This window comes from Pseudomonas wadenswilerensis, assembly GCF_900497695.1.
In the GTDB taxonomy this organism is placed as follows: domain Bacteria; phylum Pseudomonadota; class Gammaproteobacteria; order Pseudomonadales; family Pseudomonadaceae; genus Aquipseudomonas; species Aquipseudomonas wadenswilerensis.
This window is the reverse complement of sequence record NZ_UIDD01000010.1, coordinates 554174-576914: the sequence shown is the minus strand read 5'-3', so window position 1 is coordinate 576914 and position 22741 is coordinate 554174. Positions and strand designations below refer to the sequence as shown.

23 protein-coding genes, 1 tRNA gene and 3 pseudogenes are annotated in these 22741 nt (G+C 59.4%); 15 read left to right on the top strand and 12 right to left on the bottom strand.

All coding sequences use genetic code 11. From position 1 onward, the window contains the following. Nucleotides 1-6: 6 nt before the first annotated feature. Nucleotides 7-567 carry a glycine cleavage system transcriptional repressor gene (locus CCOS864_RS21585; RefSeq protein ID WP_115088283.1) on the bottom strand — a complete coding sequence of 187 codons (561 nt, stop codon included), beginning with the start codon at nucleotides 565-567 and terminating at the stop codon, nucleotides 7-9. A 260-nt stretch (nucleotides 568-827) separates the two neighbouring features. Here CCOS864_RS21585 and dapA point away from each other — a divergent pair, with 260 nt between their 5' ends. From dapA to CCOS864_RS21545, 8 genes are all read left to right on the top strand, one after another. After that, nucleotides 828-1706 carry a 4-hydroxy-tetrahydrodipicolinate synthase gene (gene dapA, locus CCOS864_RS21580; protein WP_038996627.1) on the top strand — a complete coding sequence of 293 codons (879 nt, stop codon included), beginning with the start codon at nucleotides 828-830 and terminating at the stop codon, nucleotides 1704-1706. A 17-nt stretch (nucleotides 1707-1723) separates the two neighbouring features. Further along, nucleotides 1724-2836, top strand: coding sequence for an outer membrane protein assembly factor BamC (bamC, locus tag CCOS864_RS21575; protein WP_115088282.1), 1113 nt, complete (start codon nucleotides 1724-1726; stop codon nucleotides 2834-2836). Continuing rightward, entirely contained in the window at nucleotides 2837-3595 is a 759-nt protein-coding gene (locus tag CCOS864_RS21570; RefSeq protein ID WP_093386320.1) for an MBL fold metallo-hydrolase, read from the top strand. A gap of 27 nt (nucleotides 3596-3622) precedes the next feature. After that, nucleotides 3623-4333: a phosphoribosylaminoimidazolesuccinocarboxamide synthase gene (gene purC / locus CCOS864_RS21565; RefSeq protein WP_038613804.1), complete on the top strand. Its 711-nt coding sequence runs from the start codon at nucleotides 3623-3625 to the stop codon at nucleotides 4331-4333. 93 nt (nucleotides 4334-4426) lie between these two features. Continuing rightward, a tRNA-Ser gene (locus CCOS864_RS21560) sits at nucleotides 4427-4516 on the top strand. A gap of 260 nt (nucleotides 4517-4776) precedes the next feature. Then, the gene (locus tag CCOS864_RS21555; protein WP_115088281.1) at nucleotides 4777-5271 is read left to right on the top strand and encodes a hypothetical protein; all 495 of its coding nucleotides are present in this window, start codon (nucleotides 4777-4779) and stop codon (nucleotides 5269-5271) included. 20 nt (nucleotides 5272-5291) lie between these two features. Continuing rightward, complete coding sequence (locus CCOS864_RS21550) at nucleotides 5292-5744, top strand: helix-turn-helix domain-containing protein (protein WP_167458916.1); 453 nt, start codon at nucleotides 5292-5294, stop codon at nucleotides 5742-5744. Beyond that, nucleotides 5716-6276, top strand: coding sequence for a hypothetical protein (locus CCOS864_RS21545; protein WP_115088279.1), 561 nt, complete (start codon nucleotides 5716-5718; stop codon nucleotides 6274-6276). The genes CCOS864_RS21550 and CCOS864_RS21545 overlap by 29 nt, the downstream gene beginning before the upstream one ends. Before the next feature lie 49 nt (nucleotides 6277-6325). Here CCOS864_RS21545 and CCOS864_RS21540 read toward each other — a convergent pair whose 3' ends face one another. From CCOS864_RS21540 to CCOS864_RS21515, 6 genes are all read right to left on the bottom strand, one after another. Continuing rightward, a complete protein-coding gene (locus CCOS864_RS21540) occupies nucleotides 6326-7555 on the bottom strand; it encodes an Arm DNA-binding domain-containing protein (RefSeq protein WP_115088278.1) in 1230 nt (409 codons plus the stop codon). Next, a complete protein-coding gene (locus CCOS864_RS21535; RefSeq protein WP_115088277.1) occupies nucleotides 7552-7806 on the bottom strand; it encodes a hypothetical protein in 255 nt (84 codons plus the stop codon). Before CCOS864_RS21535 ends, CCOS864_RS21540 begins: the two co-directional genes overlap by 4 nt. Continuing rightward, nucleotides 7803-8162, bottom strand: a complete 360-nt coding sequence (locus tag CCOS864_RS21530) for a hypothetical protein (protein ID WP_115088276.1) — start codon at nucleotides 8160-8162, stop codon at nucleotides 7803-7805. The genes CCOS864_RS21535 and CCOS864_RS21530 overlap by 4 nt, the downstream gene beginning before the upstream one ends. Before the next feature lie 181 nt (nucleotides 8163-8343). Beyond that, nucleotides 8344-8547, bottom strand: a complete 204-nt coding sequence (locus tag CCOS864_RS21525) for a hypothetical protein (protein ID WP_115088275.1) — start codon at nucleotides 8545-8547, stop codon at nucleotides 8344-8346. Nucleotides 8548-8661: 114 nt separating this feature from the next. Continuing rightward, complete coding sequence (locus tag CCOS864_RS21520) at nucleotides 8662-10341, bottom strand: DNA cytosine methyltransferase (protein ID WP_115088274.1); 1680 nt, start codon at nucleotides 10339-10341, stop codon at nucleotides 8662-8664. Beyond that, a complete protein-coding gene (locus CCOS864_RS21515; RefSeq protein ID WP_115088273.1) occupies nucleotides 10338-10601 on the bottom strand; it encodes an AAA family ATPase in 264 nt (87 codons plus the stop codon). Before CCOS864_RS21515 ends, CCOS864_RS21520 begins: the two co-directional genes overlap by 4 nt. A 265-nt stretch (nucleotides 10602-10866) precedes the next feature. Between CCOS864_RS21515 and CCOS864_RS28535 the strand changes: the two genes are divergently transcribed. Further along, entirely contained in the window at nucleotides 10867-11403 is a 537-nt protein-coding gene (locus CCOS864_RS28535) for a hypothetical protein (protein ID WP_415842475.1), read from the top strand. A gap of 82 nt (nucleotides 11404-11485) precedes the next feature. Here CCOS864_RS28535 and CCOS864_RS28530 read toward each other — a convergent pair. The 3 genes and pseudogenes from CCOS864_RS28530 to CCOS864_RS21480 form a co-directional block, all read right to left on the bottom strand. Then, a pseudogene (locus CCOS864_RS28530) lies at nucleotides 11486-12031 on the bottom strand (hypothetical protein); the annotation flags it as partial. Nucleotides 12032-12162: 131 nt separating this feature from the next. Next, the gene (locus CCOS864_RS21485; RefSeq protein WP_244211944.1) at nucleotides 12163-12750 is read right to left on the bottom strand and encodes a Clp protease/crotonase-like domain-containing protein; all 588 of its coding nucleotides are present in this window, start codon (nucleotides 12748-12750) and stop codon (nucleotides 12163-12165) included. 170 nt (nucleotides 12751-12920) lie between these two features. Then, nucleotides 12921-14318, bottom strand: a pseudogene (locus CCOS864_RS21480) (terminase gpA endonuclease subunit); the annotation flags it as partial. 97 nt (nucleotides 14319-14415) lie between these two features. Between CCOS864_RS21480 and CCOS864_RS21475 the strand changes: the two are divergent. The 3 genes and pseudogenes from CCOS864_RS21475 (at nucleotide 14416) to CCOS864_RS21465 (ending at nucleotide 16087) form a co-directional block, all read left to right on the top strand. Next, nucleotides 14416-15000 carry a phage baseplate assembly protein V gene (locus CCOS864_RS21475; protein ID WP_115088272.1) on the top strand — a complete coding sequence of 195 codons (585 nt, stop codon included), beginning with the start codon at nucleotides 14416-14418 and terminating at the stop codon, nucleotides 14998-15000. A 29-nt stretch (nucleotides 15001-15029) separates the two neighbouring features. Beyond that, nucleotides 15030-15137 (top strand): annotated as a pseudogene (locus CCOS864_RS28525) (lysis protein); the annotation flags it as partial. 155 nt (nucleotides 15138-15292) lie between these two features. Continuing rightward, nucleotides 15293-16087: a DNA adenine methylase gene (locus CCOS864_RS21465; RefSeq protein ID WP_115088271.1), complete on the top strand. Its 795-nt coding sequence runs from the start codon at nucleotides 15293-15295 to the stop codon at nucleotides 16085-16087. Nucleotides 16088-16417: 330 nt separating this feature from the next. On the opposite strand, the gene CCOS864_RS28280 is transcribed toward CCOS864_RS21465, so the two are convergent. Together CCOS864_RS28280 and CCOS864_RS21455 are read right to left on the bottom strand one after the other, a co-directional pair. Further along, nucleotides 16418-16801 (bottom strand): fimbrial protein, encoded by a 384-nt coding sequence (locus CCOS864_RS28280; RefSeq protein ID WP_167458915.1) that lies wholly within the window; start codon nucleotides 16799-16801, stop codon nucleotides 16418-16420. Between the two features lie 956 nt (nucleotides 16802-17757). Beyond that, nucleotides 17758-17991: a helix-turn-helix domain-containing protein gene (locus CCOS864_RS21455; protein ID WP_244211943.1), complete on the bottom strand. Its 234-nt coding sequence runs from the start codon at nucleotides 17989-17991 to the stop codon at nucleotides 17758-17760. 631 nt (nucleotides 17992-18622) lie between these two features. Between CCOS864_RS21455 and CCOS864_RS21450 the strand changes: the two genes are divergently transcribed. From CCOS864_RS21450 to CCOS864_RS21440, 3 genes are all read left to right on the top strand, one after another. Beyond that, on the top strand, nucleotides 18623-19000 hold the full coding sequence (locus CCOS864_RS21450) for a type 1 fimbrial protein (protein WP_115088269.1): 378 nt from the start codon (nucleotides 18623-18625) through the stop codon (nucleotides 18998-19000). A gap of 192 nt (nucleotides 19001-19192) precedes the next feature. Continuing rightward, a complete protein-coding gene (locus CCOS864_RS21445) occupies nucleotides 19193-21520 on the top strand; it encodes a hypothetical protein (protein WP_115088268.1) in 2328 nt (775 codons plus the stop codon). Next, nucleotides 21511-22731 carry a hypothetical protein gene (locus tag CCOS864_RS21440; protein WP_115088267.1) on the top strand — a complete coding sequence of 407 codons (1221 nt, stop codon included), beginning with the start codon at nucleotides 21511-21513 and terminating at the stop codon, nucleotides 22729-22731. The genes CCOS864_RS21445 and CCOS864_RS21440 overlap by 10 nt, the downstream gene beginning before the upstream one ends. Nucleotides 22732-22741 lie beyond the last annotated feature (10 nt).

Genomic DNA, 22741 nt, shown 5'->3' with positions numbered 1-22741 from the left:
GCTTCCTTACATCGGGTTCTGTGGGCGCCACGGTTCGATCAGCGCATCCAGGTTCAGGGCATCGGAGAAGTCCAGGAACTGGTCGCGCAGCCAGCTGATCTGGGTACCGGCCGGCAGGGTCACGGTAAAGGTGGCGTTGAGCATGGTGCCGCCGGTCTGCGGGGCCTGGTAGGTATCGCAGGTCAGGTTCTCCAGCTCCACGTGGTGGTCGATGAAGAACTGGCACAGCTCGTTGATGATGTCCGGGCGATAGGCGGCGCTGACATAGGCCACGTACGGCAGCGACAGCGGGCGCACTTCCAGTTCGGCGCTGCGCACCACGTTGACGGTGAAGGTGTGCTTCTTGGCCAGGCCCGGCAGGGCCGTTTCAAAGCGCGCCAGGGCGTCCCAGCTGCCGGCGACCTGCAGCACCAGGGCACTGCACTCGCCGTGGCGGGTCAGGCGCGAGGTGACGACCGAGCAGCGATTGTCGTTGCTGGCCCGGCACAGGATGTTGGTCAGCTCCATGGGATTGGCACCCAGGGCGCTGATGACAAGGAATTGTTCGCGAACGGTGGGGGTGGACATGCAGCATTCCTAAAGCGATGAGCGGTCGGTACCAGACGTGGCATAAAGGCCGGTAGGCAGGAGCCCGGGGCTCAGGATCGAGCCTTGGGGCGCTGGCTACGCGCATTGTCGGCAGCCCGGCGGGCCACTATGTACCGATCAAAGACAGAAGGGTAGCGAAAATGGCCGCGGAGGGGAATGCTCCGCCCGCCTGCTTCGCTTGTGCAAGGCCGATGGCGCCAGTACCATTACCGCTCTCTTTTTCCGGCAGGAGCAGTTTCATGATTGCGGGCAGTATGGTGGCATTGGTCACACCCATGGATGCACAAGGGCGTCTTGATTGGGACAGCCTCAGCAAACTCGTGGACTTCCACCTGGAAAACGGCACCCACGCCATCGTTGCCGTCGGTACTACCGGCGAGTCGGCGACCCTGGATGTCAATGAGCACATTGAAGTCATCAAGGCGGTGGTCAAGCAGGTCAATGGCCGTATCCCGGTGATCGCCGGCACCGGCGCCAACTCCACCAGCGAAGCCGTGCACTTGACCCGCAACGCCAAGGAAGCCGGTGCCGATGCCTGCCTGCTGGTGGTGCCGTACTATAACAAGCCGACCCAGGAAGGCCTGTACCAGCACTTCAAACACATTGCCGAAGCCGTCGACATCCCGCAGATCCTCTATAACGTACCCGGCCGCACCTCCTGCGACATGCAGGCCGAGACCGTGATCCGTCTGTCGACCGTGCCGAACATCATCGGCATCAAGGAAGCCACCGGCGACCTGAAGCGCGCCAAAGCCATCCTTGACGGCGTGAGCAAGGACTTCATCGTCCTGTCCGGCGACGATCCGACCGCCGTCGAACTGATCCTGCTGGGCGGCAAGGGCAACATTTCCGTGACCGCCAACGTCGCCCCGCGGGAAATGGCCGACCTGTGCGAAGCCGCCCTTGCGGGCAATGCCGAGAAGGCTCGCGCGATCAACGAACAACTCATGCCCCTGCACAAGGACCTGTTCATCGAAGCCAACCCGATTCCGGTGAAGTGGGCTTTGGTTGAAATGGGCCTGATGCACAAGGGCATCCGCCTGCCACTGACCTGGCTGAGCGAATCCTGTCACGATACGGTACGCCAGGCGATGCGCCAGTGCGGCCTGAAGTTTTAATTGAGGACGTACACCGCATGAAGCGATTGGCTGGTCTTTCCGCCCTTGCCTTGATCATCTCCAGCACCAGCGGTTGTGGCTGGCTCTGGGGCGAAGAGGGTTACTTCCGTGACCGTGGCAGCGATTATCTGGAGGCCACCCAGAAGCCGCCGATGCAGCTGCCACCGGACGTCAGCAGTGCCAAGCGGCTCGATCCGCTGCTGCCGATTCCGCGCAACGTCGCCGACGACAACGTCAAGGGCGAGTTCGAAGTGCCGCGTCCGCAACCGCTGACTGCCGGTGCCGACATCAGCGATTTCAGCCTGCAGAAGAGCGGCAGCTCGCGTTGGGTCCTGGCCCAGCGTTCGCCGGCTGAAGTCTGGCCGGTGGCGCGTCAGTTCTTCGAAGACAACGGCTTCCGGATCGCCGAAGAGCGTCCGCAAACCGGCGAATTCAACACCACCTGGCAGCGTTTCGACGAGCTCTCGGCGTCCATGGCCAAGCGCCTGGGCAGTGCCTCGAGCAGCAGCGACAACGAAGTCCGTGCGCGCATCCGCATCGAGCCGGGCGTGCAGCGCAACACCAGTGAGGTTTACATCGTCACCGTCGAACGTCCGGCCGGCAGCACTGCCGAGCAAGACTTCCCGGCGCGTTCGAACAACACCGGTGTCGACGCCATCCTGGTCGACGAAATGCTCGCCAGCATGACCCGCAGTGCCGAGAAGGGCGGTTCGGTGTCGTTGCTCGCAGCCCGCGATTTCGATGCCCCGAGCCGCGTCAGCCTGAGCGAAGACGGCAGCGGCAACCCGGTGCTGAACCTGGGCGCCGACCTCGATCGCGCCTGGTCCAGCGTTGGCCGTGCCCTGGAACAGGGTGAATGGCGCGTTGAAGACATCAACCGCAGCCTGGGCCTGTACTACATCAACCTCGCCGAGAAGGCCGAGACCAAGGAGCAACCAGGCTTCTTCAGTCGCCTGTTCGGCAGCGCGCCGAGCAAGGAAGAGCGTGAAGCCCGTGCCGAGCGTTATCAGGTTCGCTTGAGCAAGGTGGGCGAAAGCGTTCAGGTGACCGTCGAGAAGAACATCAACACCGTGGCCCCGGCAGACGTCGCCCGCCGCGTGCTGAGCGTGATTCAGGACAACCTGGGTTAAGTGCGCTTCGCCGTACTTGGAAGTGGAAGCCAGGGAAATGGCACGCTGATCGCCAGTGGCAATACGTTGCTACTGGTCGATTGCGGCTTTTCCCTGCGTGAAACCGAGCGGCGCCTGGCGCTGCTCGGCGTTTCTGCGGCGCAATTGAGCGCGGTGCTGGTCACCCACGAACATGCCGACCACGTGCATGGGGTCGGGTTGCTGTCACGGCGCTACAATGTACCGGTCTACCTCAGCCGCGGCACCTTGCGCGGCATGCGCAAGCCGGTCGAAGCCGCAGGCTTCCTGGCCGCCAACGACACCTTGCAGTTGGGCGACTTGAGCGTTACCGCCGTCGGCGTCACTCACGACGCGCTGGAGCCGCTGCAGTACGTATTTGGCGATGGCAGCCGGCGCTTCGGTGTGCTGACCGACCTGGGCTCGTATGATGCGGCCCTGCTCAGCAGCTACCAGGGGCTGGACGCCCTGCTGATCGAGGCCAACCACTGTCGCGACCTGCTCGGACGCGGGCCTTATCCGATGTTTCTCAAGCAGCGGGTGGGCGGCGACTACGGACATTTGAACAACCATCAGGCCGCGCGCCTGGTGTCGGAGCTGGACTGGCAGAACCTGCAACACCTGGTGCTGGCCCATCTCAGCAGCAAGAACAACCAGCCACAGCTGGCCCGGCAATGCTTCGTCGATACCCTCGGCTGCGACCCGGACTGGCTACAAGTGGCCAATCAGGATTCCGGGCTCGACTGGCGTGAAATCGCCTAGCCCATCATTTAGCAAGCGGAGCCCATCATGGAAAAACGTGAAGAACTCTACCGCGGCAAAGCCAAGTCGGTTTACAAGACCGACGACGCTGACCGCTTGATCCTGCTGTTTCGCAACGACACCTCGGCGTTCGACGGCAAGCGCATCGAACAGCTCGACCGCAAGGGCATGGTGAACAACAAGTTCAACGCCTTCATCATGCAAAAGCTTGAAGAAGCCGGCATCCCGACCCAGTTCGACAAACTGCTGGGCGACAACGAGTGCCTGGTCAAGAAGCTCGACATGATCCCGGTCGAATGCGTCGTGCGTAACTACGCTGCCGGCAGCCTGGTCAAGCGCCTGGGCGTCGAAGAAGGCATCAAGCTCGAGCCTTCGACCTTCGAACTGTTCCTCAAGAACGACGAGAAGGGTGATCCGTTCATCAACGAATCCCACGTTGTTGCCTTCGGCTGGGGCACCGCCGAGCAACTGGTGAAGATGAAAGCCCTGTCGCTCAAGGTCAACGAAGTGCTGAACAAGCTGTTCGACGACGCCGGCCTGCTGCTGGTCGACTTCAAGCTCGAGTTCGGCGTATTCCACGGTGAGATCGTCCTTGGTGACGAGTTCAGCCCGGACGGCTGCCGCCTGTGGGACAAAGAGACCCGCAAGAAGATGGACAAGGACCGCTTCCGCCAGGGGCTGGGCGACGTTATCGAAGCCTACGAAGAAGTTGCCAAACGCCTGGGCGTGCCGCTGTAACCGGCAAGTTCACGCAAGCGCCTGATACCACGCGAATTTTTTTCGCAAACAGGCTTTGCCTTTCGGTAAACTGCTGGTATCATGCGCGCCACTGGAGAGATGCCGGAGTGGCCGAACGGGACGGATTCGAAATCCGTTGTACTGGCAACAGTACCTAGGGTTCAAATCCCTATCTCTCCGCCATATGCGAAGTAGTCGAAGCCCCCGAAAACATTGACGTTTTCGGGGGCTTCGTCGTTTCCGGCCTTAGCATTAGGGCAATTCTAGGGCAATAGGTAGGAGCTACAGTCCGGCTGTGGCCGCTTTAGGTCGTCCAGATTCGACTCGGGTAGGGGAAAAGGCGCATAGCCTTTTGCGCTCGTTTTTGACATATTGCCAACACCTCGTCGGGTCCGCTTGCCGTGACATGAGGTTTGAGTTAACCTGCGTGTTAAGGAGTCGGCATGAAGCTGCATAGACTGTCACGGACGTACATCCTCGATAAGGCCGGTATTAATACCGCGAAAATCGTATCGATCAATGGAACCTTGAAATGGGAACCAGTGATGATCCTTCCTGCCTCGGGGTTGCCCGAAAAAGCGGTTTTCATCAAATCCGTGATGGCCGATGTCAACGAAAACTCCAAGCGTGCCCACTTTATGGCTATGATCGACGCGATCTTTAGCGGAATGATGCTGGATGACTTTTCTAAGTATTTTGCAAACAGCGTTGTCAAATACAAGGTGGCGCACAGCTTCAAGCATGCGGGAAAAACTGAAAACCTGCGTGAGCTGAAGCACGGGAACAAGGATCGCATTTACCTGTATCCATATACAGGTAAAATGGGGCGCTTCGTTTTCTTCTTTGAAGCGGCGCATAAAAACCAGCAACAGACAGAAACAGCGGTCAAGGAACGTGCAGAAGAGTTGATTAAAAAAGTCATTGAAGCGAATTTATAGTTATCTTTTAGGGTCTCATGATGAACAACTTTGATATTGCCCAACAAATTGCCGAAGATGCAGAACTGTTTGGATACGCTCGACGAGCGGCCCCTGTCTTCGAAATCAGGCGTTTGATGCAGGACAAGGGGCTTAAAAATATCGATATTGCTGAGAGACTGGGCGTTTCGGAAGCCAATGTTTCGAGATGGCTTCGGGGCGACCAGAACCTGAAATTGGATACTATCCATTCACTTGCAGACGCTGTTGCAGAGAAGCTGAATATTTATTTCGGCGAGTCTCAAGTAAGAAGTGCCTTGGCAGATATGAGATTCTCGGATCCCGAGCCTCTTACCATTGTTGCAGGTTTCGGTTTCAATGATGAAGACTATGGTTTTCGTAATGAGGCATTGTACTCTGCCAATGACGAAGAATACGGTTTCGCACGTGGAGAGGTAGAGGCCAATGAAGGCTGCTTCGCTGTCAATTACTAAGGTTGAATTTATCCACGTTAAAGTCGAGTCTAATAGCGACTTTGAGGGAGAGCATTCCTCCGAATTCTATCAATTGGACTTTCCTTTTGATGGTGTTACGTTTCAACGACGTATGAGTTTGCAGTACGATAAGGCTAAGTCGGAAGATCCGAGAACCTTTATCTTTGGTTTGAATATTATGTTGGAAGAGGATGAAGAGGATCCCGACAATAAGCCTCTTCCATATAGAATTGACATCAAAGCTGTAGTCTACATGCGTTACGCCTCTAGTCAGTATCAGGGCATGGAGCGGTTTAGAGCGATTCGAGCAACTGGTTACTCTATTTTGTATGGGGCTATTCGGGAGATGGTTTCTAATCTGACTGCAAGGGGGCCCCATGGAATGTGGTCTTTGCCTGCCGCAGATTTCAATGCTGCTGCCGCTGAAGAAGCGACGAGAGACGAAGAGAGACGGCAAGAGTATTTGGCTAAGCAAGTTGATCTTGTAGGTAAGAAGCCAGTTAAGCGCGTTAAGAAAAAAACTGAAGGTTGATCGCTCAGTAATAAAGGCAGAGCCCATCGAGGAGCTCTGCCTTTTGCTTTCAAAACCCCATCATCTTAGAAACTATTTCCGCCATACTTTTCGTGTCGCTGGAGATCCAACGTCCGTAGTGCTTTCGCACCATCGTTGTATCACTATGTCCGAGTTGTCGGGCGACCCATTCAATCGGGACGTAGCTCGATAGCGCTTGGCTTGCGAAAGTGTGGCGGGCCTGGTTAGCGCCTCGATGGCGGATGCCTGCCTTCGCCAGGTGAGCGGTGAACCAGTTGCTGACGGTCTTGCCGTTCCACATCAGGCCACTGGTGGAGCTGCGGAACAGAAAGCGCACTCGCTCGTGTTTCTTGGTGATGTTATCCCGCTGTACAACGCTGATGTGTTTCGGCTCGGTCAGTGCGGCGTCGGCCATGATGGCCGTCATCAGCTCCAGCGCGGGCTCGATCAGCTCTACTGTGCGGATCCGTGCGCGCTCCTTTGGCACCTTGAACTCTCCGGCGACCAAGGCGCGGCGGACAGTGAGAGTACCAGCCACTAGGTCAACGTCTTCGACTGCAGCTGCAATCAGCTCAGACAGTGACAGCCCGGCCCAGCAGTTGAACACGATCATTCGGCTGTCTGCCAGCCGGTCAGGGTCCGCTACGGCGATCCGGTCGATCTCACTGCGAGTGAATGGGTCGGCGAATTCAATATCGCTGTCGGATTGAATGTTCTCTATGCGTTCTAGTGGGTTGAATTTTATTATCTCATCACTGAAAGCATCACCCCATATACCGCGCACTATGGTGAAAACATCGTTTACGGTTTTTGGCTTTAAGCCCCCTGTAAGTAGTTCCGCCTGGAACAGTTCAAGCTCGCTCTTTGGAATGCTTGCGATAGTTCTATCGCCAAATTTTCGCCTTACGTGCTCTGATTTGCTTTTGTAATTGATGAAGGTGCTATGAGCTTTCTTGACCTCCACAACTTCCAACCAGCGATTAATGCCTTCGTTGACAGTGCGCTTGCTGGGTTCATTGGGAATTTCAAGTCTGGCCCTCAGCCAGGTTGATTCGGGGAAGTGCGCTGCGTAGTTAAAGCGGTTCTCCTTGATCTCGGAAAGAATCGTCCGGCGCTTGTTATCCGCATACGCGATGGCGGCCTTGTTGATCTTGGTAACGTTGCGTAGCGGCTCTCGGCGGCGTTCGCCTTCATACTTGAAGGCGATCCGTAGAAGGTTGCCGTTGATGTCGATACCCTTCGGTAGGGTATCGACACCGGGTGGTAGCTTCTCTTTCATGGATGGCCGGCCATCCACTTCTCGATTTCTACGCGATTATAAACAATGACGTTGGCGGGGTCGGTGCGCCATTGCTTCTCTTCCAGCCAGATACCACGATCCCGGTATTTTCGTACTGCCTCGGTGCTCAGTCCGAACACTGGGAACAGTAACTCTTTGCGTATCCAAGTAGATGGAGTGATCAAGAATTGCAACTTTCCCGGTTGTTCGTCGTTGATAGTGTCGATCGATTTTACTTGTTGCTTAGTCATAATACGTTCTCCGCCTTATCGAGTGGCGTACAGTCGTTGTCACTGCTGAAATTTCTTTGTGGCCACGTTGGCCATGTAGGATTCCCACTTGGTGTTCTCGCGCCGTTAGCGGATCTGGCTACACTTGCTGCGGCTTCTGCTAGGACCTGGCTGTGAGTTAGATCGAGTAGAGGGGTGTTGAGGTCGGGCTTGCCGCCCTCGGCTTCTACCTGGCGGTGGCGCTCGATCTCTGAGATCAGTTCCAGAACAACCGCTGGCGGTACCGCCATGCCGTAGTTGTTCAGTGCCAAACAGTCGTACTGATCACGCTTGGTCGCCTCGGCTAAAGTCTTCAGCTTCAGGATGTCGACGCTCATGCCCTGGTCTCCTGCTTGATGATGAAACCTGCTGCTTGGCGGGCCTTTGAGCATTTGTCGTGGCCGCCTTTGCGGGTCCGTGCTTTGCCGCACACGTCGCAGATGATCGACATTGCTGGTCTGGTCAGAGGCTGGAAGCCTTTCAGTAGGCGGACCTCTGGTTGATATGTCGGTGTGGTGATCACAGCGAATACCTCTCTTGAGCTCGGCGTGCGGCGGGACTCAGTACCAGGGTCGGGGCATCGCTGAAGCTGTCTACAGTCGGAATTGTGTCGGTGGTGTGGCGACCGGTAGTGGTAAGGTGATGCAAGGCAATCAGGGCGGCGGTGAGTGCGATAGCCAGCACAAGGCTGATCAGTTGCCAGTTGCGTGCAGAGTTGGTCATTGAGCTGCTCTCCGTTGCGCACGGCATCAAGACGAGCGTCCGACCCGGCCCGGCCGAGCCAAGCGGCGTGGTTGTACTCTGCGTCGGATACCGGACAATCGTGTGTTTGCATGGTCATACGGCCTCCCGCTGAGACACACTCAGCCCCACCGCAACCGGCCGTACCCAGATCGGCATGCTGCTGAGCATGAAGGTTTCGCCCTGGGCAGCCAGCAATAAGGTGGTGCCCATCACGTCGGCGATTGCTTCGGCCGCTTTGGGCGGTACGGCATTTCCAATGCGCTCCCGCCATGCCTGGTCGCTCAGGCCATCCAGTTCCAACTGTTCCTCAGGCTCAACGAGTGACTGGATGGCAGCCATCTCCAGCGTCGTGAACGGACGGTGCCAAGTTCCGTCCAGGCTGGTGATCACGCAGGTCAGCCTGTCGTTGGCTGCAGGCATGCGTGGGTCGGCCACGCTCCAGCGGCCGTTGTCATGCATGGCACTGGCAGAGACTGCCCCGGCCTGACCATTCCAATCGACTACCCCGTAATGGCCGCCGGTCAGGTACGCATCACCTTTGCTGCGGCGCATGCCCGGGCGTGGATCCTGTACTGCAAAGGCACCTTGCCCCGTGGTGCTTCCCGCGATGACGGTGCCAGCGGTTCCCGCGTATGGGGTGACCAGATACTTGCCGAAGCCACCAGCGGCGCGTCGAAGGTCGGCGACACTGAATGTGCCTTGCCCTGGGCTCTTGACCCCAATCATTGCGCCACTGCTGTCTTCCCAGCGCCGGACCCCGTACTGCTGGTACTGCAGGGCGCCTGACTTCGCCCGAGGGTCAGCTACCGAGAATGCCCCGTTGGTAGGGCTGCTCCTGCCTGCGACGGTTCCGATCGAGTTCTCCCACTCGTTGACGCCCAGGTACCCGGCATACGCCTTTGGCACGATAACGAAGTCGCGCAGGTAACCGTCCTCGATGGCCAAGTCATCGAGGCTGCGCCAGTCCTTGCCCGCTTCGACCAGGGCAAGCCGCACCCAGGTCTTCCACTGCAGTGCTGGTACGCGATGCATCGGCCCCGCGGCTACCACGTCGCCCGCGAGTGGCATGCGGCCAAGAATGTCGCCCACTGCGCGTAGGCTCTTTTTCTCGGGCTCGTAGAGGAAGGGCGGGACCTTTTCGACGTGGCGCGCAACCAGCAAAAAGCGCTTACGGCTCTGGGCCAAGCCGCCGATCACACCGCAATCGTGGGTGGTTTCAGCGACGGCATAGCCGTAGAAGCTGAGCAGGCTGTTGATCTGATCGAGCAGGTGGCGGCCACGGGTAGCCAGGCGCGGTACGTTCTCGAACACCAGGAGCGGTACCGGGTCATCCTTCCAGGCTTCCCCGAACAGCCAGATGCAGCGCAGTGTCAGCTCGTTGAGCGCCTGATACTTAGGGGTGAGGCTCATTTTTTCGGAGAGCAATCCGCTAGCCCCCTTGCATGGGGAACTGATGAACACTGCGTCCGGGCGTTGGCCTCCAGCAGCGCGCCGCAGGTCCTCAGGCGTGGCTTCGCGCCAACTTGGTGGCGGCTCTTGCCCATGGAAGCGGGTGTATTGATCGCGGGTGAACAGGTCGAGCAGCGTGCCTTTTACACCGCTCAGGCGTTCGAAGTCAGCGAGCCCGGCCGGGTCAACGTCTACGCCGCCGATGCATTGCCACTTGGCTTGCAGGTTTCCTACTACCGGATTGGCGCGGTTGAACCCTTTGGCGCCGCCACCCAGACCGCAGCACATGTGAAAGTGCTTGAGGATGTGCTTACGAGGCGTCATGCCGAGGTACCTCGCTGCACAGTGATCTGCATCGCCTGGTCGAACGTCATGACCCGACCGCTGAAGTACCACCGAGGATTGTCTGCGTTGGTCAATACAAGAGTGTCCAGCAGCGGCACGGGCGCACCCGCTTGCCAGTCGTCCAGCACGTTGCTGAGGCCAAGGGCCTTGGCAATGGCTTGTGCGTTGGAGGTCTTTCCGCAACCCTGGGGGCCGTGAACAAGGCAGCTGTAGGGTGTGGCTTTGGTGGTAGTAGTCATGCTGCTTCTCCCGCACCCGCTGGTTTGGCAGGGGTGATACGCAACTGAGCATGTACGCGGGCGGCGAGCTCTTCGATATAGCGTTGCTGGTCAGTAGCGCGCTGGGTCTGAGGGTCGACGTGCAGGGCCTTCCAGGTGCGGCCAGCCAGCTTCAACGTGTTGGCGGTTTTGGTTAGCAGGTCGTGGTCAAGCGGTAGCGGATTTGATGTGTCATTGGGGCAGGCAGCGGTCCCTGCTCGGACTGGATGCTGGATTAGGCAGCCAAATGGGCAGCATCATGGAATGGAAGGGGGCAGCCCCCCGAGGCGGATCATCTGGGGCGCGCATCCTTGTAGCCGGAGCTGGTCTGGATCACTCAGCGGCAGAAGTCGATGCAGCGGTCGCGGAACTGGAGCGCCGTGATCAGCGTGGTGCAACGTTGGCAAAGCTGGCCCAGTTCCGCTACTTGCATGGCGCAACGATCCGCGAGCAAATGCACCAGGTGGGGCTCGCCGAAGATGCTGATCGGACCTACCGTAACTGGGTCAAGGACCTGGGTGAAGTCGTGATCGAGGCAGAGATGGTTTCCCGCTTCGAGGACGTCATCACTGCTGCCAAGATCGAGCTGCTTAATACCCTGCCGGATGAGTTGGCAGCAACCTTGTCCGCGCAGTACGGCGTCGAAGTCGATGACCAACTGATTCGCGACCCCATCGAACAAATACTCAGGAGGTTGTCCGCATATGATGAGGACGACGATGATCCCGAATGGGATCCTGACGAGCCGGACGATGAGGAGGGCTCTGAAGAAGACGGCGAGTAAGGGCATCAGCCGGGCGTGCCGAAAATGGGCGCCGCCACCACGAATGAGCATCATCGAGTGGGCCACCAAGTACCGCTACCTCTCAACTGAAGAGGCGGGCAAGCCTGGTAAATACCGCTTCGATGTCACGCCTCACCTGGTCTGGCCGGGTGGCCCGCTGGAAGCCCTGGACGATCCGAATGTGTTCGAGATCGTTGGCCGCAAGTCCGCCCAGGTGGCTTGGACGTCGGGTGTGATGGGTAACGCCATCGGCAAGTGGATCGACCTTGAAGCGGCTGCCGTTATCATTTTCAGAGATCCAACCGAACTGCTTCGCCCCGCCAAGTACGTCGCTGTTGGGATAGTCGCTGGCCTTGAAGTGTTTGCTGGCCGTCCGAATCCAGATGTCTGGCTGGCCGCCATAGACCTTCTTGAAAAAGGCGCCTTGGTAACGACGCCCCGCGACCGACACACCGCCACGGCTTTGCCGAGGCCTGCCTGCACGGCTTGCCTCAATCGGATCAAGGCCGAACCACAGTTTGCCCTGACCATTGCTACCCATCGGATAGGCCCGCAGGCGCTGCCGTACCGCCGCAATTGCAATGCGCTCTTGTTGACCAACTGCACGAGAAATGTGGGTACCTGGCCAAGGACTGCGCCACAGCTCAAGGTTTGGCCTGCAGCGATAACACCGGTGTCCATTGCGATAGGGAAGTCGCCCGCAGACAACTGCCGTGGCTGGTAAGTTTTGCGTTCGGGGTTGCTCATGGATATCTCCAGTTAACGGCGCGAGGCGCCTAAAACAATTGCGCTGACGGCGGCCTTGCGCTCACCTTGTTTGCTGTCCCCGCTGGGGGTAGTTCCGGTGACGCCCTGGGCATCGCTCTTGATGCTTGCCAGCGAAATACCGCGATCCTGTGCGGCCTTGAACATCACCAGCGCGGTCGCTTCAACAGAGCTGCCGTTATCGATGGCCGCCTCGATTTCCTTCTCGAAGCCCTTGCTGGCCAGCGCGTTGATGCCTTTGATCCGCTCGCGCTCTTCGGTAGCAGCCTCGGTACGGATAGAGGCGGTGTCCGGCTGGTCAGCCTGGGCAATCTCGATGGTGTTGACGTCGGTACCGGCAGCCAGTGCCGCACGCAGGTCTGCCGTGGTCTTGACGGTGGTCATGGTGTGTATCCTTGTGGAGGTGATGGCCGGTTTGGCCAGTTCGGTGATCAGGGCTTCCAGCGAGCCCACGCGATGGGCCAGGCCGTGCTTGACGGCATCAGCGCCGACACGCAATCCGCCGTGGTCGCCCATCTCGGGGACTTTCTCGGCATCGACACCAAGGTTGCGGGCAACCTTGCTAACGAAGACATCGCCCAGGGCGTCGATGGTCTCGCCGAGCTTGCTGCGCCCTTCCTCGGTTGAGAGGTCCAGGCGCTTGTTCGGGGCGTTGCGGCTGACGATCTGGTATCGCTTGGCTGTCGTGGGTGCGGCGCCAGCACTTCGTTAGTCACCTGCTCGTAGTAGTCAGCGCGAATCTCGCTGTACCAGTGCATGCGGCCGGGCCCACTGCCCGAGAGCCGCATACGGCCATCGATCAGCGTCTTGGCCTTGTGGGTGCCAACGATATAGACCCGCAGGCCGTACTTGGCGGCCTTGGTGTTGTCCTGGCTGGTGTCCGCCGACTGGGCCGGTTTGGTGAAGATCTCCCGGTCCCGGCTGTCGATCGATGCGCCCTTGATCGCCATGATATTGAAGCGCTGCCGATCCCGAACGTAGGTGTAAACCGCATCGTTGGTGTTGCCGTCGGAGCTGTCGATGCTCACCGCTGAGACAGCCAGCTGAGCGCCGCCCTCGGCGGGAATCGGCGTGGCGATGATCTTGTCCAACTCAGTCCATACCGGATCGTGGGGATCGATCGGATTGCCCTCCAACTCGCCCCAGTACAGCCGCCAGGACTCTTCTCCCCTGCCCCAGCCCACGATCACCAGGGCCAGGCGGTCACCTTGAACGTCCACGCCGACAGTGACCAACAGCACGCCTTTCGGCGCGGTCAACTCGGCGTAAGGTTCGGCGCGCTTCTCCAGCTCGTCCGTCTTGGGCGCATTGCTTTTGTACTCGTAGCACTCGCCCATCTGGCTGTTGGTGAACGCGATCATCGGGCCGTGGTTGCCGTTCGACGCGGCGTGTTCAGCCTGGAGCTTCTTCTCCATCAGCACTTCAAATCGAGAGCCGTGGAACGTGGCATACAGCTCATTGAGGATGTAACCCGCGATACCCCGAAACTCGGCGGTAGCTTCCCAACGGCCGTGCTGGAGGTTGGCGTTCTTCTGGTGGTCGTCCCAGATCTCGCCGCAATGAGGGCAGGCGTAGTACGCCGTTTCAGGCCGACGCTTGCCGTATACCTCGTGGTGATAGCTGGGATCCTCGTCGCAATGCAGGTGCTCGAAGCTCAGCGCATGCGACTGACCGCAGCCATGGCATGGCACCAAGCCAATGCGCTTGTCCGATAGCTCCAGTTCCGCGTCAATCGCCGAGAGCCCCTTGATGGTAGGCGTGCCACCGATAATGATCTTGGAGCGCCGGAACGTTTTGAGGCGTTCCTTGGCCAGTTTGATACTGTCCCCCTGCCCCCGCAGGTTGAGGTTGCAGTCATCTGGCTCCTCGACCGCGACCCGAGGCACCGGCGTGGACTTTACGCTGGAGGGGCTGTTTGATCCGACCATCTTGAGGAAACCGCCAGGGAAGCGCTTGAAGTCCTGGCGCTGCTGCAGCTTGCGGCTGCGGAGATCGACCTTCTTACGCAAGCGCTTGGTCGCCGCGATCATCGGCTCCAGCTTTTCAGCGACGTACTGCTTGGCCGCTTCGGCCTTGGGAAACAGTATCAGGATCGGGGACGGATCCCGTTGGCGAAGGCGAAGATCTCGCTGGACGACGCAAGGCCTCACTTTGAGGCGTGGGTCAAGCGTGCTCATCAACGGCTGCTGGAGGTTATGGGCCAGGAGCTGAACTTTGAACTGCAGAAATACCTACGGAGAAGCGGCAATGTCTGATGACCCGATTCCCCTCGGCAGCGTGTTTACGGCGATCGAGGAGCACATCAAGGCCGGTCTGATCATTCCGTGCCGTGTGGTGGCGGTTGATCTGGCCGCCGCCATGGTCCGCGTGTCCGACGGTGCTGGATGGACCAGCGCCTGGGTCCGCTGGCACAGCCAGGCCGCTGGTAAGGCCCGGCATTGGCGGTCTCCGAGCCTGGGCGAGCAGGGCGCCTTGATCAGTCCGAGCGGTGAGCCCGCGCAGGGCACCTTTGTACCGGGGCTGTACGGCAGCGCCGGTGCCCAGCCGGACAACCGCGATCACGTCGAGGTATGGCGATTCGATGACGGCGGTTCGCTGATCTACGACTGGCAGGCCAGCAGCTACACCATCGAGCTGCCCGGCGGTACCGCGACCGTCAAGGTCGGGGGCAGCACGCTGGTTGTCACGGATTCCGCGATCACTGCCAAGGCGACCAGTATCACCCTGGAGGGCCAGGTGCAAATCAACGGACCTTTGGCGGTCACGGGCGACATCAACGGCGGCGGCAAGATCATCGACACCGGCGGCAACACGGCCAACCACAAACACTAACAGCCCGACTTGATCGGGCTTTTTTCTGCCTGGACCCAAGACATGCTCAACGAATTATCAGTATCACCGATCGAGGCGACAAAGGATTGATCGCCCTGAAGGCCTGTCAGGCCTACGTGCGCGCTATCACGCGCTGAAGTGAAAAGGAGCGGGCCAGGTGGATGCGTCAACATCCACCTGGCCCACCGAACCCGCAGACCCTTCCTGCAAGTCCAGCCGAGGCTCCTGCTCCGTGCACAAAGCGCGGCGAGCCTAACACCTGTTTATCCATACAGTAAAGACTTGCTATCAAATGACGACTCCTATCATTCCCTGGATGGGCGGCAAACGCCGCCTGGCCGACCGCCTTATCCCACTCTTTCCCCCTCACGAATGCTACGTCGAGGTCTTCGCCGGTGGTGCTGCGCTGTTCTTCATGCGCCCGCAGCCCGCGCCGGTGGAGGTGCTCAACGACCTTAATGGCGACCTGGTGACGCTCTATCGGGTGGTGCAAAACCACCTGGAAGAATTCGTCCGCCAATTCAAATGGGCCCTCAGCTCGCGCCAGATTTTCGAATGGCAGAAGATGACCCGGCCTGAAACCCTCACCGATATCCAGCGTGCTGCTCGGTTCTTCTACCTGCAGCAGCATGCCTTTGGCGGCAAGGTCACGGGCCAGACATTCGGTACCGCGACAACCGGTCCGGCCATCAACCTGCTGCGCATCGAGGAGAACCTGTCGGCCGCGTGGCAGCGGCTGGCCGGTACCTACGTGGAGAACCTCTCCTGGCTGGAATGTGCTGAGCGCTACGATCGAGCGCACACCTTCCACTACATGGACCCGCCTTACTGGCAGACTGCCGGATACGGGGCCGACTTCCCCTTCGACAACTACGAACGGATGGCCGAGTTTATGCGGCGCTGCAAAGGCAAGGTCATGGTCAGCATCAACGACCACCCGGATATTCGGCGTGCTTTTGAAGGCTTTCATTTTGAAACCCTAAATATCAGGTACACCACGGCCAACCAGCGGCAAGGCAAGGCTGAGGTAACGGGAGAGCTGGTCATCATGAACTGGATGCCCTCTGCACTTGGCGGCCTGTTCTAACCAATTACCATCATCTGGATCAATCTGATGATTTCGATTGCCAAGACCGTCCAAAGTTGATCAGGCCGGTTGTGTGTAGCTGGAACTCAGCATCTCAGGCTTCATGCCCCAAATTTGGGGGCGCCGGGACTCGTCCCGGTTGCATCGTGGATCCGACGCTGCGGGCTGCGCGCTGGCGAAAAGACCAGGGGCGTACTCCCCTGGCTGGCAGACGCGGGGCGTGTTCTTTACGACTTTTTTGCTTCAGGTAAATGATCTTGACTGGCGCGAAGTAGATCGTGGCGAGGCCAAGAGTGTTGTTGCCGGCTGTTGCAAGCCGCTATTAATTAGTTATAGGTAACTCACAATGAACGTCACTTCAGTGTTCGCAGTGCCGGCTTCGAGCTTGCCTTCGGCCAGGCGATAGTAGGCCGCTGACAAGGGAATCTTGAAATCAGTACCGGAGGGGTTGAAGCCATCGAACGGATACGGGGTGTCCAAGGCGATGGGTTGCCCGACATCGTTCATCAATTGCAGCCCTATACCTTTGGCCGTCGAGCCGGTGTTTAGTGCCACGACACCTTTTTGCGCATCGAGGACCTGGGTGGTTGCCTTGAGCTGATAGGTGACCTTCTTGATGCCGAACTGGCATTGGTTAAGGGCAATGTTGAATTTGATCGCACGAGGTGCATCGCCGCTTTTTTTGAACTCGTGCAACTGATAGTCGTCGCCCATTGCCACCGGGACCGATGGAGTCTGGCAGGAGGCAGTATTCAGGGTAATAGGATTGACTAGATTAAAACGTGCGAGCACCACGTCATCGGCCTGGAATCGGCCTAAGGGACCTGGGGGGACGCTTTGTGACATCAGTTCCGCTGACTTAAGGATTTCAAGTTTATAGGTTCCCGCTGGAATGCGATAAGAGTTTGGATAGAGATCCGATAATGCATATAGGTAGGCTGTACTATTATTGAGGGGGCTAACTATTCGAAATGAGAGCCCGGTTTTGCCTAGCGGAAAGGTGTATCCCTTAGTGACTGTTCCGAGTGCTGGAGTCGGGACAAATCCATAGCGCGCCGTCGAGGTGCATCTAAAGTTGCTTTCCCCCGCGGCGATGCTGTCTTGGTATATAACAGTTCCAACGGGCGCATCCTGGGGGATTGTCAGGTTGACACCCGCAAGGTTACTTCCGAAGTTGATTGTGTGTGTATTGTGTGGGGTGATGAACTCGCAGGCAGCCGCTGCTCCAAACGAGTACAGTAGTGCTGCTACGGCAGCGGTACTCATTAGGAGGCGAAGTCGATTCTGCTTGTTTGAACGGTCCATACTGAGGGCTACACATGATTACGGAGGGGAGGCACTCTAGCTACCATCAGACACTGAGAACATAAGAAATTTCTTAGTTTTTCGGCGACAGCTTCCCTGCTACCACCTTAATAGCCAGGCAGGTGTCGGAGGTTGGCTGTTTGTATATACAGTATTTTGGTGATAGCGGCGCTTACAGCTAGGCACTAAATTTTGAGGAGATCAAATGCTGTCAAACCTAGACGGCCATGAGCTAAGAGCCTTGAGTAAGGCTTGGCTGAGTGCTCAGGCGTCTCGGGTTGAGCAGCGATCCGCTCCAGCGAGCCAGGGCTTCTGGCCTTGCTCAGTGGCTGACTGTTCACTGGGTGCTTGCCCCTGGTTGATGATCATTCGATCAAATGAAAGTCATCCCTGGTTCTGGGGCACGCTGTGGCGCCTCTGAAATTTTCTCCTCGCATTGGTTGGTGGCCTGGAAGGAAGAAAAATCCTTCTGCCTCCAGAGCGTAGGCGAGGGCCTGCATCGTGACGCGGCGCAGCTCGGCCCCATTCTCCAGGCGCCTAATCGCACCTGGTGATACCCCCGAACGGAATGCCAAAGCTTCGATGCTCCATCCAAGCATCGTGCGCGCTTCGGCGCAATGGGCACCACGAAAGCCAAGTGGCAGGTGCTCCATAAGCCACTCCATTGTTTCTCTCTGTTCTTCGTCCAGGGCCAATCGAACGGGTTGAATGTGGTCTTCGTCTGTAGGCATTGGTGCTCTCGCATGACTGTATTCTTGTACAGTGTAAGGCCTGGCGATGGTCCACGCAAAAAATGGGAGCTCCGCCGCATTGAGGCATGTGCGCGCGCGCTGGGGAGAGCGGTTTCTTAGGGCAAATTTAGGGCAAAACTGGGGCCGCTATATGCCGTTGCAGCCCGAGATAAAGTGTACTAGGTCCAGCAAATTCGGGCCTATAACGGCCTGCACTCCGTTGCGGGCGGGTTCAAATCCCTATCTCTCCGCCATACAAGAGAAAGCCCCCTGACCGAAAGGTCCGGGGGCTTTTTCGTTTCCGCTGATTGAGCGTCTCAACCACCCGCCAATGTTTAACCATAGGCTTCGGGAGGCGGGTTGACGAACCGGTCGGCGCTTGTTTACACCGTTCTGCGACGCGCTTGGCAAAGCGCGCCTTTGCCTATCAGACAATCCTTAGATTTTTCTGCGCCTGGCCGATACTTGAGGTACTAACCGCTATCGCCGGAGTGTCAGCATGAATCGCAAGTATGTTGCTATCGCTGCAGGGTTGTTGTTGGGCGCAAGCGGGGCCTGCGTGGCTGAGACACCGATCGCCCAGGGGGTGATCAATTTCACCGGTAGTGTCGTCGAGTCGCCTTGCACGGCTTCAGCCCAGGCAGGCGCCTTGAACCTCAATGACTGCCCGGCGCAGGTGCGGGGCACCCGGATCGATTTGCACAGGGTCGAGCCGCAAGCGTCGGTCAGTGCCCCCGATCACGCTCCGGTCAACGTCAAGCTGGTGGCCGACAGCGGCAAGACGGGTCGTTTTTACCATCAGCAGTACGCCCTGGTGGATGTCTCCGGCAAGCCTGTCACTTCCGGCACCTTCCTGATTACCCTGACCACGCCCTGAGCCTTCTATCACCTGCACGCTCTTGGTTTTTCAAACGCCAACTGGTAGCGTGCAGCACCCCCGCTGTATCGCCCGATCCCTTTCGCTATCGTTGCCTGTTGAGTGCAGCCGTATGCGGGTACCCGTCGTCTCCTTGAAGAGCCAGTACGGGGCACCGGGCGATGCACAAGTCATTCGCAAATGGAGTTCACGATGACGCAAAACAGCACCGTGCTGTCCGGCATTCAGCTGGATCAATTCATGGACCGTCTTGAGGTCGAGCATCAGGAACACGGTGCCGATTACCTGCTGGGCCAGCTGCGCGTCCAGCCGCTCAAGGCTGCCTCGCTGGAATCGATCGACCGTCTGCACGTGCTGTGGGTCAACGCCGGTGACGCCGAAGCCTCCAGGGCGGTGCTGGCCGACGACGGCCAGGCGCTGATCGAGGCGACGCCAGAAGAGGCGCGCAACGAACTCAAGGTCAACCTGCTGATCTACCAGCTGCGCCTGTGCAACTACCTCAAAGACGAGCAAGGCCTGCTGCAGGCCCTCGACGCCCTGCAGCAACTGAGCAACGAGGCGCTGGCGTTCGATATCGAACAGTACCGGCGCTACCGCATTTTCGACGATCTGCAGCACACCACCCTCGACGTCGCCCTCAAGGCCATCGAGGTGCGTCACACCCTGGCGTTGATCAACCCCGGCCGCCATGCCCTGCGGGCCTGGGACGATGCCGACCAGCAGCGGCGCCGGGCGCGGGTGCTGGCTGCCCACGAGCGTGACGAAGAGGCTCGCGAAGCGGCGCTGGCGGCAATTACCGCGTTGCGTACCGCTGGCGAAGGTCAGGATGTCGACGGCAACGACTGGCTGTGGCTGGGCGATGCGCTGATCGAAATCGTGCCGTTGCGCCTGGCGATGTTCGAGCAACCTGTAGTGCAGTTGATCGCCGAGCTGTCGTTGCCCCAGCGCCGGGAGTGGGAAGTGCGCCTGGCGCGCCTGGCTGCACGCTCATTGAAGGCCCAGGGCGACCTGCCCGGCGCCTTGAAAATCTGTGAGGTGGCGACCCTGGAACTGGACTCCAGCGGCAGTGACAACTTTGTCGAATTCCACTTGCCCTGGTTGCTTGAAAACGGTCAGATCGACGACGCCGGGCAGCGTGCATTCATGGAAATCTATGGAGTTCGCAGCCAGATGTGGCCGGGCACTGCCTACTGGGTACACGATCGCCTGCTCGATGCCGAGGACCAGTCGGCGTGGTGGCCGTTGTGCGTGATGCGCGCCTGTGATGATCAAAAGGTGTTGGAGCGGTTTGTTTCCGGGCTGCCATGGCGCGACGAGTCGACGCCGTCCCTGGGCCCGTTGCTCGATGCGCTGCATGCTGCCCGCGATGACCTTGAGCAGCTCGACAACGTTTTCGCTCTGGCCCTGGAAGAAGCCCGCCGCCGCGCGCCGAACCACCCTTGGATCAACCGCCTGCTGGCAGTGCGTGAACGCCAGGCCGGGCGCATTGACGCCAACACTGAACTTACGATGCTGCGCGAGGCCGTTTCGGCCGGCAATATGCAAGACCACCGCAGCGCCTACAGCCTGTTCAGCGCTCATGCCAGTGTGTTCGGCATTGTCGATGCCTTGCGCCAACCGCTGCCGACAATGGCCGGTGGCATGAACTATTACAGTTTCGCTTGCAACATCGACGACCTGGTCGAGGTGGAAGTCGAGAAGCTCTCGAGTGAGGAGGCAGATCAGGCCTGGTCGTTGTTGCGCGAAGTACAAAAGCTGGCCTACGAACACGGCCAGGCTCGCATGGAGCAATGCTTCGCCACCGGTCGCGGGCATCGTTACGATGCCTGTGCGCACATGTACTCGATGCTCTGCAACAACCTGGCGATCAACTACCGCTGCTACAACGACCAGCGCATGTATGAGCAGGCCCTGGAGCTGCATGCCCGTGGCATTGCCGCCAGTCCGTTCGCCGAGCACTATCATGGCACCCTGCAAAACCGCATTGAGCTGGGGGATGACGCGGGCATCGCCGAAGCCGCCGAGCAGCTCTGGCACTACGCAGCCGACTATGGCTACAGCCGCCACGACCCGGAAGAGTACCTGCTGGAAGTCAGCCGCGCCCTGTACCGCCTGGACCGCGAACGCGAAATCCTGATCTGGCTGGAGCGCATCCTCAAGTGGCAGGAAGAGCGCGAAATCAGCGACAAGGACCTGGAGTACTCGCCGCTGTTCGCGCGGATGAAAGTGGCCATGTACCTGTCCTACAGCCTGCCGGAGGCGGCCACCAGCCTGTGGCTGCGATATGCGCCGCAGATCAACGAACGCGACGAGAGCTCGCTGCTGGGCTGCGCCGGCGATGTGCTCAAGGGCCTGGGGCGCAAGGAGGAGGCCATAGCCTACTACCAGCGCTCGATCCTGCGCAGTGATCCGGACAACGCCGTCGACCAGGGCAACAATGAGCTCTTCCGCCAGAGCATCGCCGAGCTGCAGGCACCGGAAAAACCGGCAGGCAAGGCCTGGTGGCAGATATGGAAGTGACACCGGAGCTGCGACAGTCCGGTTACGCCCCGCGCAACGCACTCAATGCCGATCAACTCAAGCGCGGCATTGCCGAACGCAGCAAAGCCCGTGGTGATGCGCCGGAGGTGGGCAGATGGTTGCTCAACCATTTCTACCGTCATCTGGTCGGCAACTTCGAGCCGGCGCGACGGATCCTGACCCTGGAGCAGGCTGTCGAAGTGCTGGGAGGCGAACCGCCGCCATGGGTGACCAGGCATTTGAGCGACGCCGGTAAAGGCTCGCAGCAGGCGCTCGCGCCCCTGGTCTGGGTGGATCCGCAGCAGGCGCCACTGCTGGCGCAGGAGGCCTTGCTGGTGGAGTTTCTGACCTCGCGTCAGGGCACTGCGCTGGCCGGCAAGCTCGATCGCATCAACTGCCCCCAGGCGCTGGCGCTGTGGGACAAGGAACACGCGCAGATGGCCGCGCGGGTCGAGCAGGGCTGGCGCCAAAGCCAGCCCGAGGCCTTGGCCACATTGGTGACCACCACTGAGCACGTCTTGCAGGAGCTGCGCCCCGACAGTGCCTTGCTGCGCGCTGAAATGGCCTTTGAAAGCTATGTGATGCGCCACTGCCTGGGCCAGTTCGCCGATCGCCGCGCCCTGACCGGCGGCTACGGCGAGCGTTATGCCGAAGCGGTGGAGCAGCGGCGCATGCGCGTGTTCAGCTTTCGCGACGGCCAGGGCCAGCCACACATCACCATCAGCCTGATCGTCCAGGCCGACGGCAGCTTGACCGTCGAGCAGGTCAAGGGCAAGCAGAACCGGCCGCCGGTCGAGCGCTATTACCAGGACCTGCTGCAGTGCCTGAATGCCCTGGGCACCGACCAGCAGACGCCCGCTGACTGTATCGCCATCGGCATCGTGCGCACCGAAGCCGGCTGGCTGCGCATCGAAGAGGTCAGCGACCCGACCGCCCAGACCCGTCTGGTGGCCCGCTACCCCCAGCTGTACGAGCGCCTCGATGCGCCGTCAGCCATGGTCGAGTGGCTGGTGGCCGGGCGTCAGCCGCAGCAGTTCTTGCAGGTTGCCCCGCAGGCGGTGTCGGTCAAATACGCCACCCGGCATATCTTCAGCAAGCGCTTGCAGCGTCTGCCCGATGATCCGCTGTACCTGACCGAAGGCGTGCCGTGGCCAGACATGGCGCCGCCCCAGGCCGAGGAAATCCAGGCCTGGCAGACCCGGGCAAGGTAAGGAGAGCGGC

What these genes read in the sequence shown, in the direction of transcription:
- CCOS864_RS21475 (WP_115088272.1), top strand. Translation starts at nt 14,416, where the DNA reads ATGTCTGATGACCCGATTCCCCTCGGCAGCGTGTTTACGGCGATCGAG.
- CCOS864_RS21455 (WP_244211943.1), bottom strand. Translation starts at nt 17,991, where the DNA reads ATGCTTGGATGGAGCATCGAAGCTTTGGCATTCCGTTCGGGGGTATCA.
- CCOS864_RS21520 (WP_115088274.1), bottom strand. Translation starts at nt 10,341, where the DNA reads ATGACGCCTCGTAAGCACATCCTCAAGCACTTTCACATGTGCTGCGGT.
- CCOS864_RS21540 (WP_115088278.1), bottom strand. Translation starts at nt 7,555, where the DNA reads ATGAAAGAGAAGCTACCACCCGGTGTCGATACCCTACCGAAGGGTATC.
- CCOS864_RS21450 (WP_115088269.1), top strand. Translation starts at nt 18,623, where the DNA reads ATGAATCGCAAGTATGTTGCTATCGCTGCAGGGTTGTTGTTGGGCGCA.
- dapA (WP_038996627.1), top strand. Translation starts at nt 828, where the DNA reads ATGATTGCGGGCAGTATGGTGGCATTGGTCACACCCATGGATGCACAA.
- CCOS864_RS21545 (WP_115088279.1), top strand. Translation starts at nt 5,716, where the DNA reads ATGAAGGCTGCTTCGCTGTCAATTACTAAGGTTGAATTTATCCACGTT.
- CCOS864_RS21555 (WP_115088281.1), top strand. Translation starts at nt 4,777, where the DNA reads ATGAAGCTGCATAGACTGTCACGGACGTACATCCTCGATAAGGCCGGT.
- CCOS864_RS21445 (WP_115088268.1), top strand. Translation starts at nt 19,193, where the DNA reads ATGACGCAAAACAGCACCGTGCTGTCCGGCATTCAGCTGGATCAATTC.
- bamC (WP_115088282.1), top strand. Translation starts at nt 1,724, where the DNA reads ATGAAGCGATTGGCTGGTCTTTCCGCCCTTGCCTTGATCATCTCCAGC.
- CCOS864_RS21525 (WP_115088275.1), bottom strand. Translation starts at nt 8,547, where the DNA reads ATGACCAACTCTGCACGCAACTGGCAACTGATCAGCCTTGTGCTGGCT.
- CCOS864_RS21550 (WP_167458916.1), top strand. Translation starts at nt 5,292, where the DNA reads ATGAACAACTTTGATATTGCCCAACAAATTGCCGAAGATGCAGAACTG.
- purC (WP_038613804.1), top strand. Translation starts at nt 3,623, where the DNA reads ATGGAAAAACGTGAAGAACTCTACCGCGGCAAAGCCAAGTCGGTTTAC.
- CCOS864_RS28535 (WP_415842475.1), top strand. Translation starts at nt 10,867, where the DNA reads ATGGGCAGCATCATGGAATGGAAGGGGGCAGCCCCCCGAGGCGGATCA.
- CCOS864_RS21585 (WP_115088283.1), bottom strand. Translation starts at nt 567, where the DNA reads ATGTCCACCCCCACCGTTCGCGAACAATTCCTTGTCATCAGCGCCCTG.
- CCOS864_RS28280 (WP_167458915.1), bottom strand. Translation starts at nt 16,801, where the DNA reads ATGGGCGACGACTATCAGTTGCACGAGTTCAAAAAAAGCGGCGATGCA.
- CCOS864_RS21535 (WP_115088277.1), bottom strand. Translation starts at nt 7,806, where the DNA reads ATGACTAAGCAACAAGTAAAATCGATCGACACTATCAACGACGAACAA.
- CCOS864_RS21515 (WP_115088273.1), bottom strand. Translation starts at nt 10,601, where the DNA reads ATGACTACTACCACCAAAGCCACACCCTACAGCTGCCTTGTTCACGGC.
- CCOS864_RS21465 (WP_115088271.1), top strand. Translation starts at nt 15,293, where the DNA reads ATGACGACTCCTATCATTCCCTGGATGGGCGGCAAACGCCGCCTGGCC.
- CCOS864_RS21440 (WP_115088267.1), top strand. Translation starts at nt 21,511, where the DNA reads ATGGAAGTGACACCGGAGCTGCGACAGTCCGGTTACGCCCCGCGCAAC.
- CCOS864_RS21530 (WP_115088276.1), bottom strand. Translation starts at nt 8,162, where the DNA reads ATGAGCGTCGACATCCTGAAGCTGAAGACTTTAGCCGAGGCGACCAAG.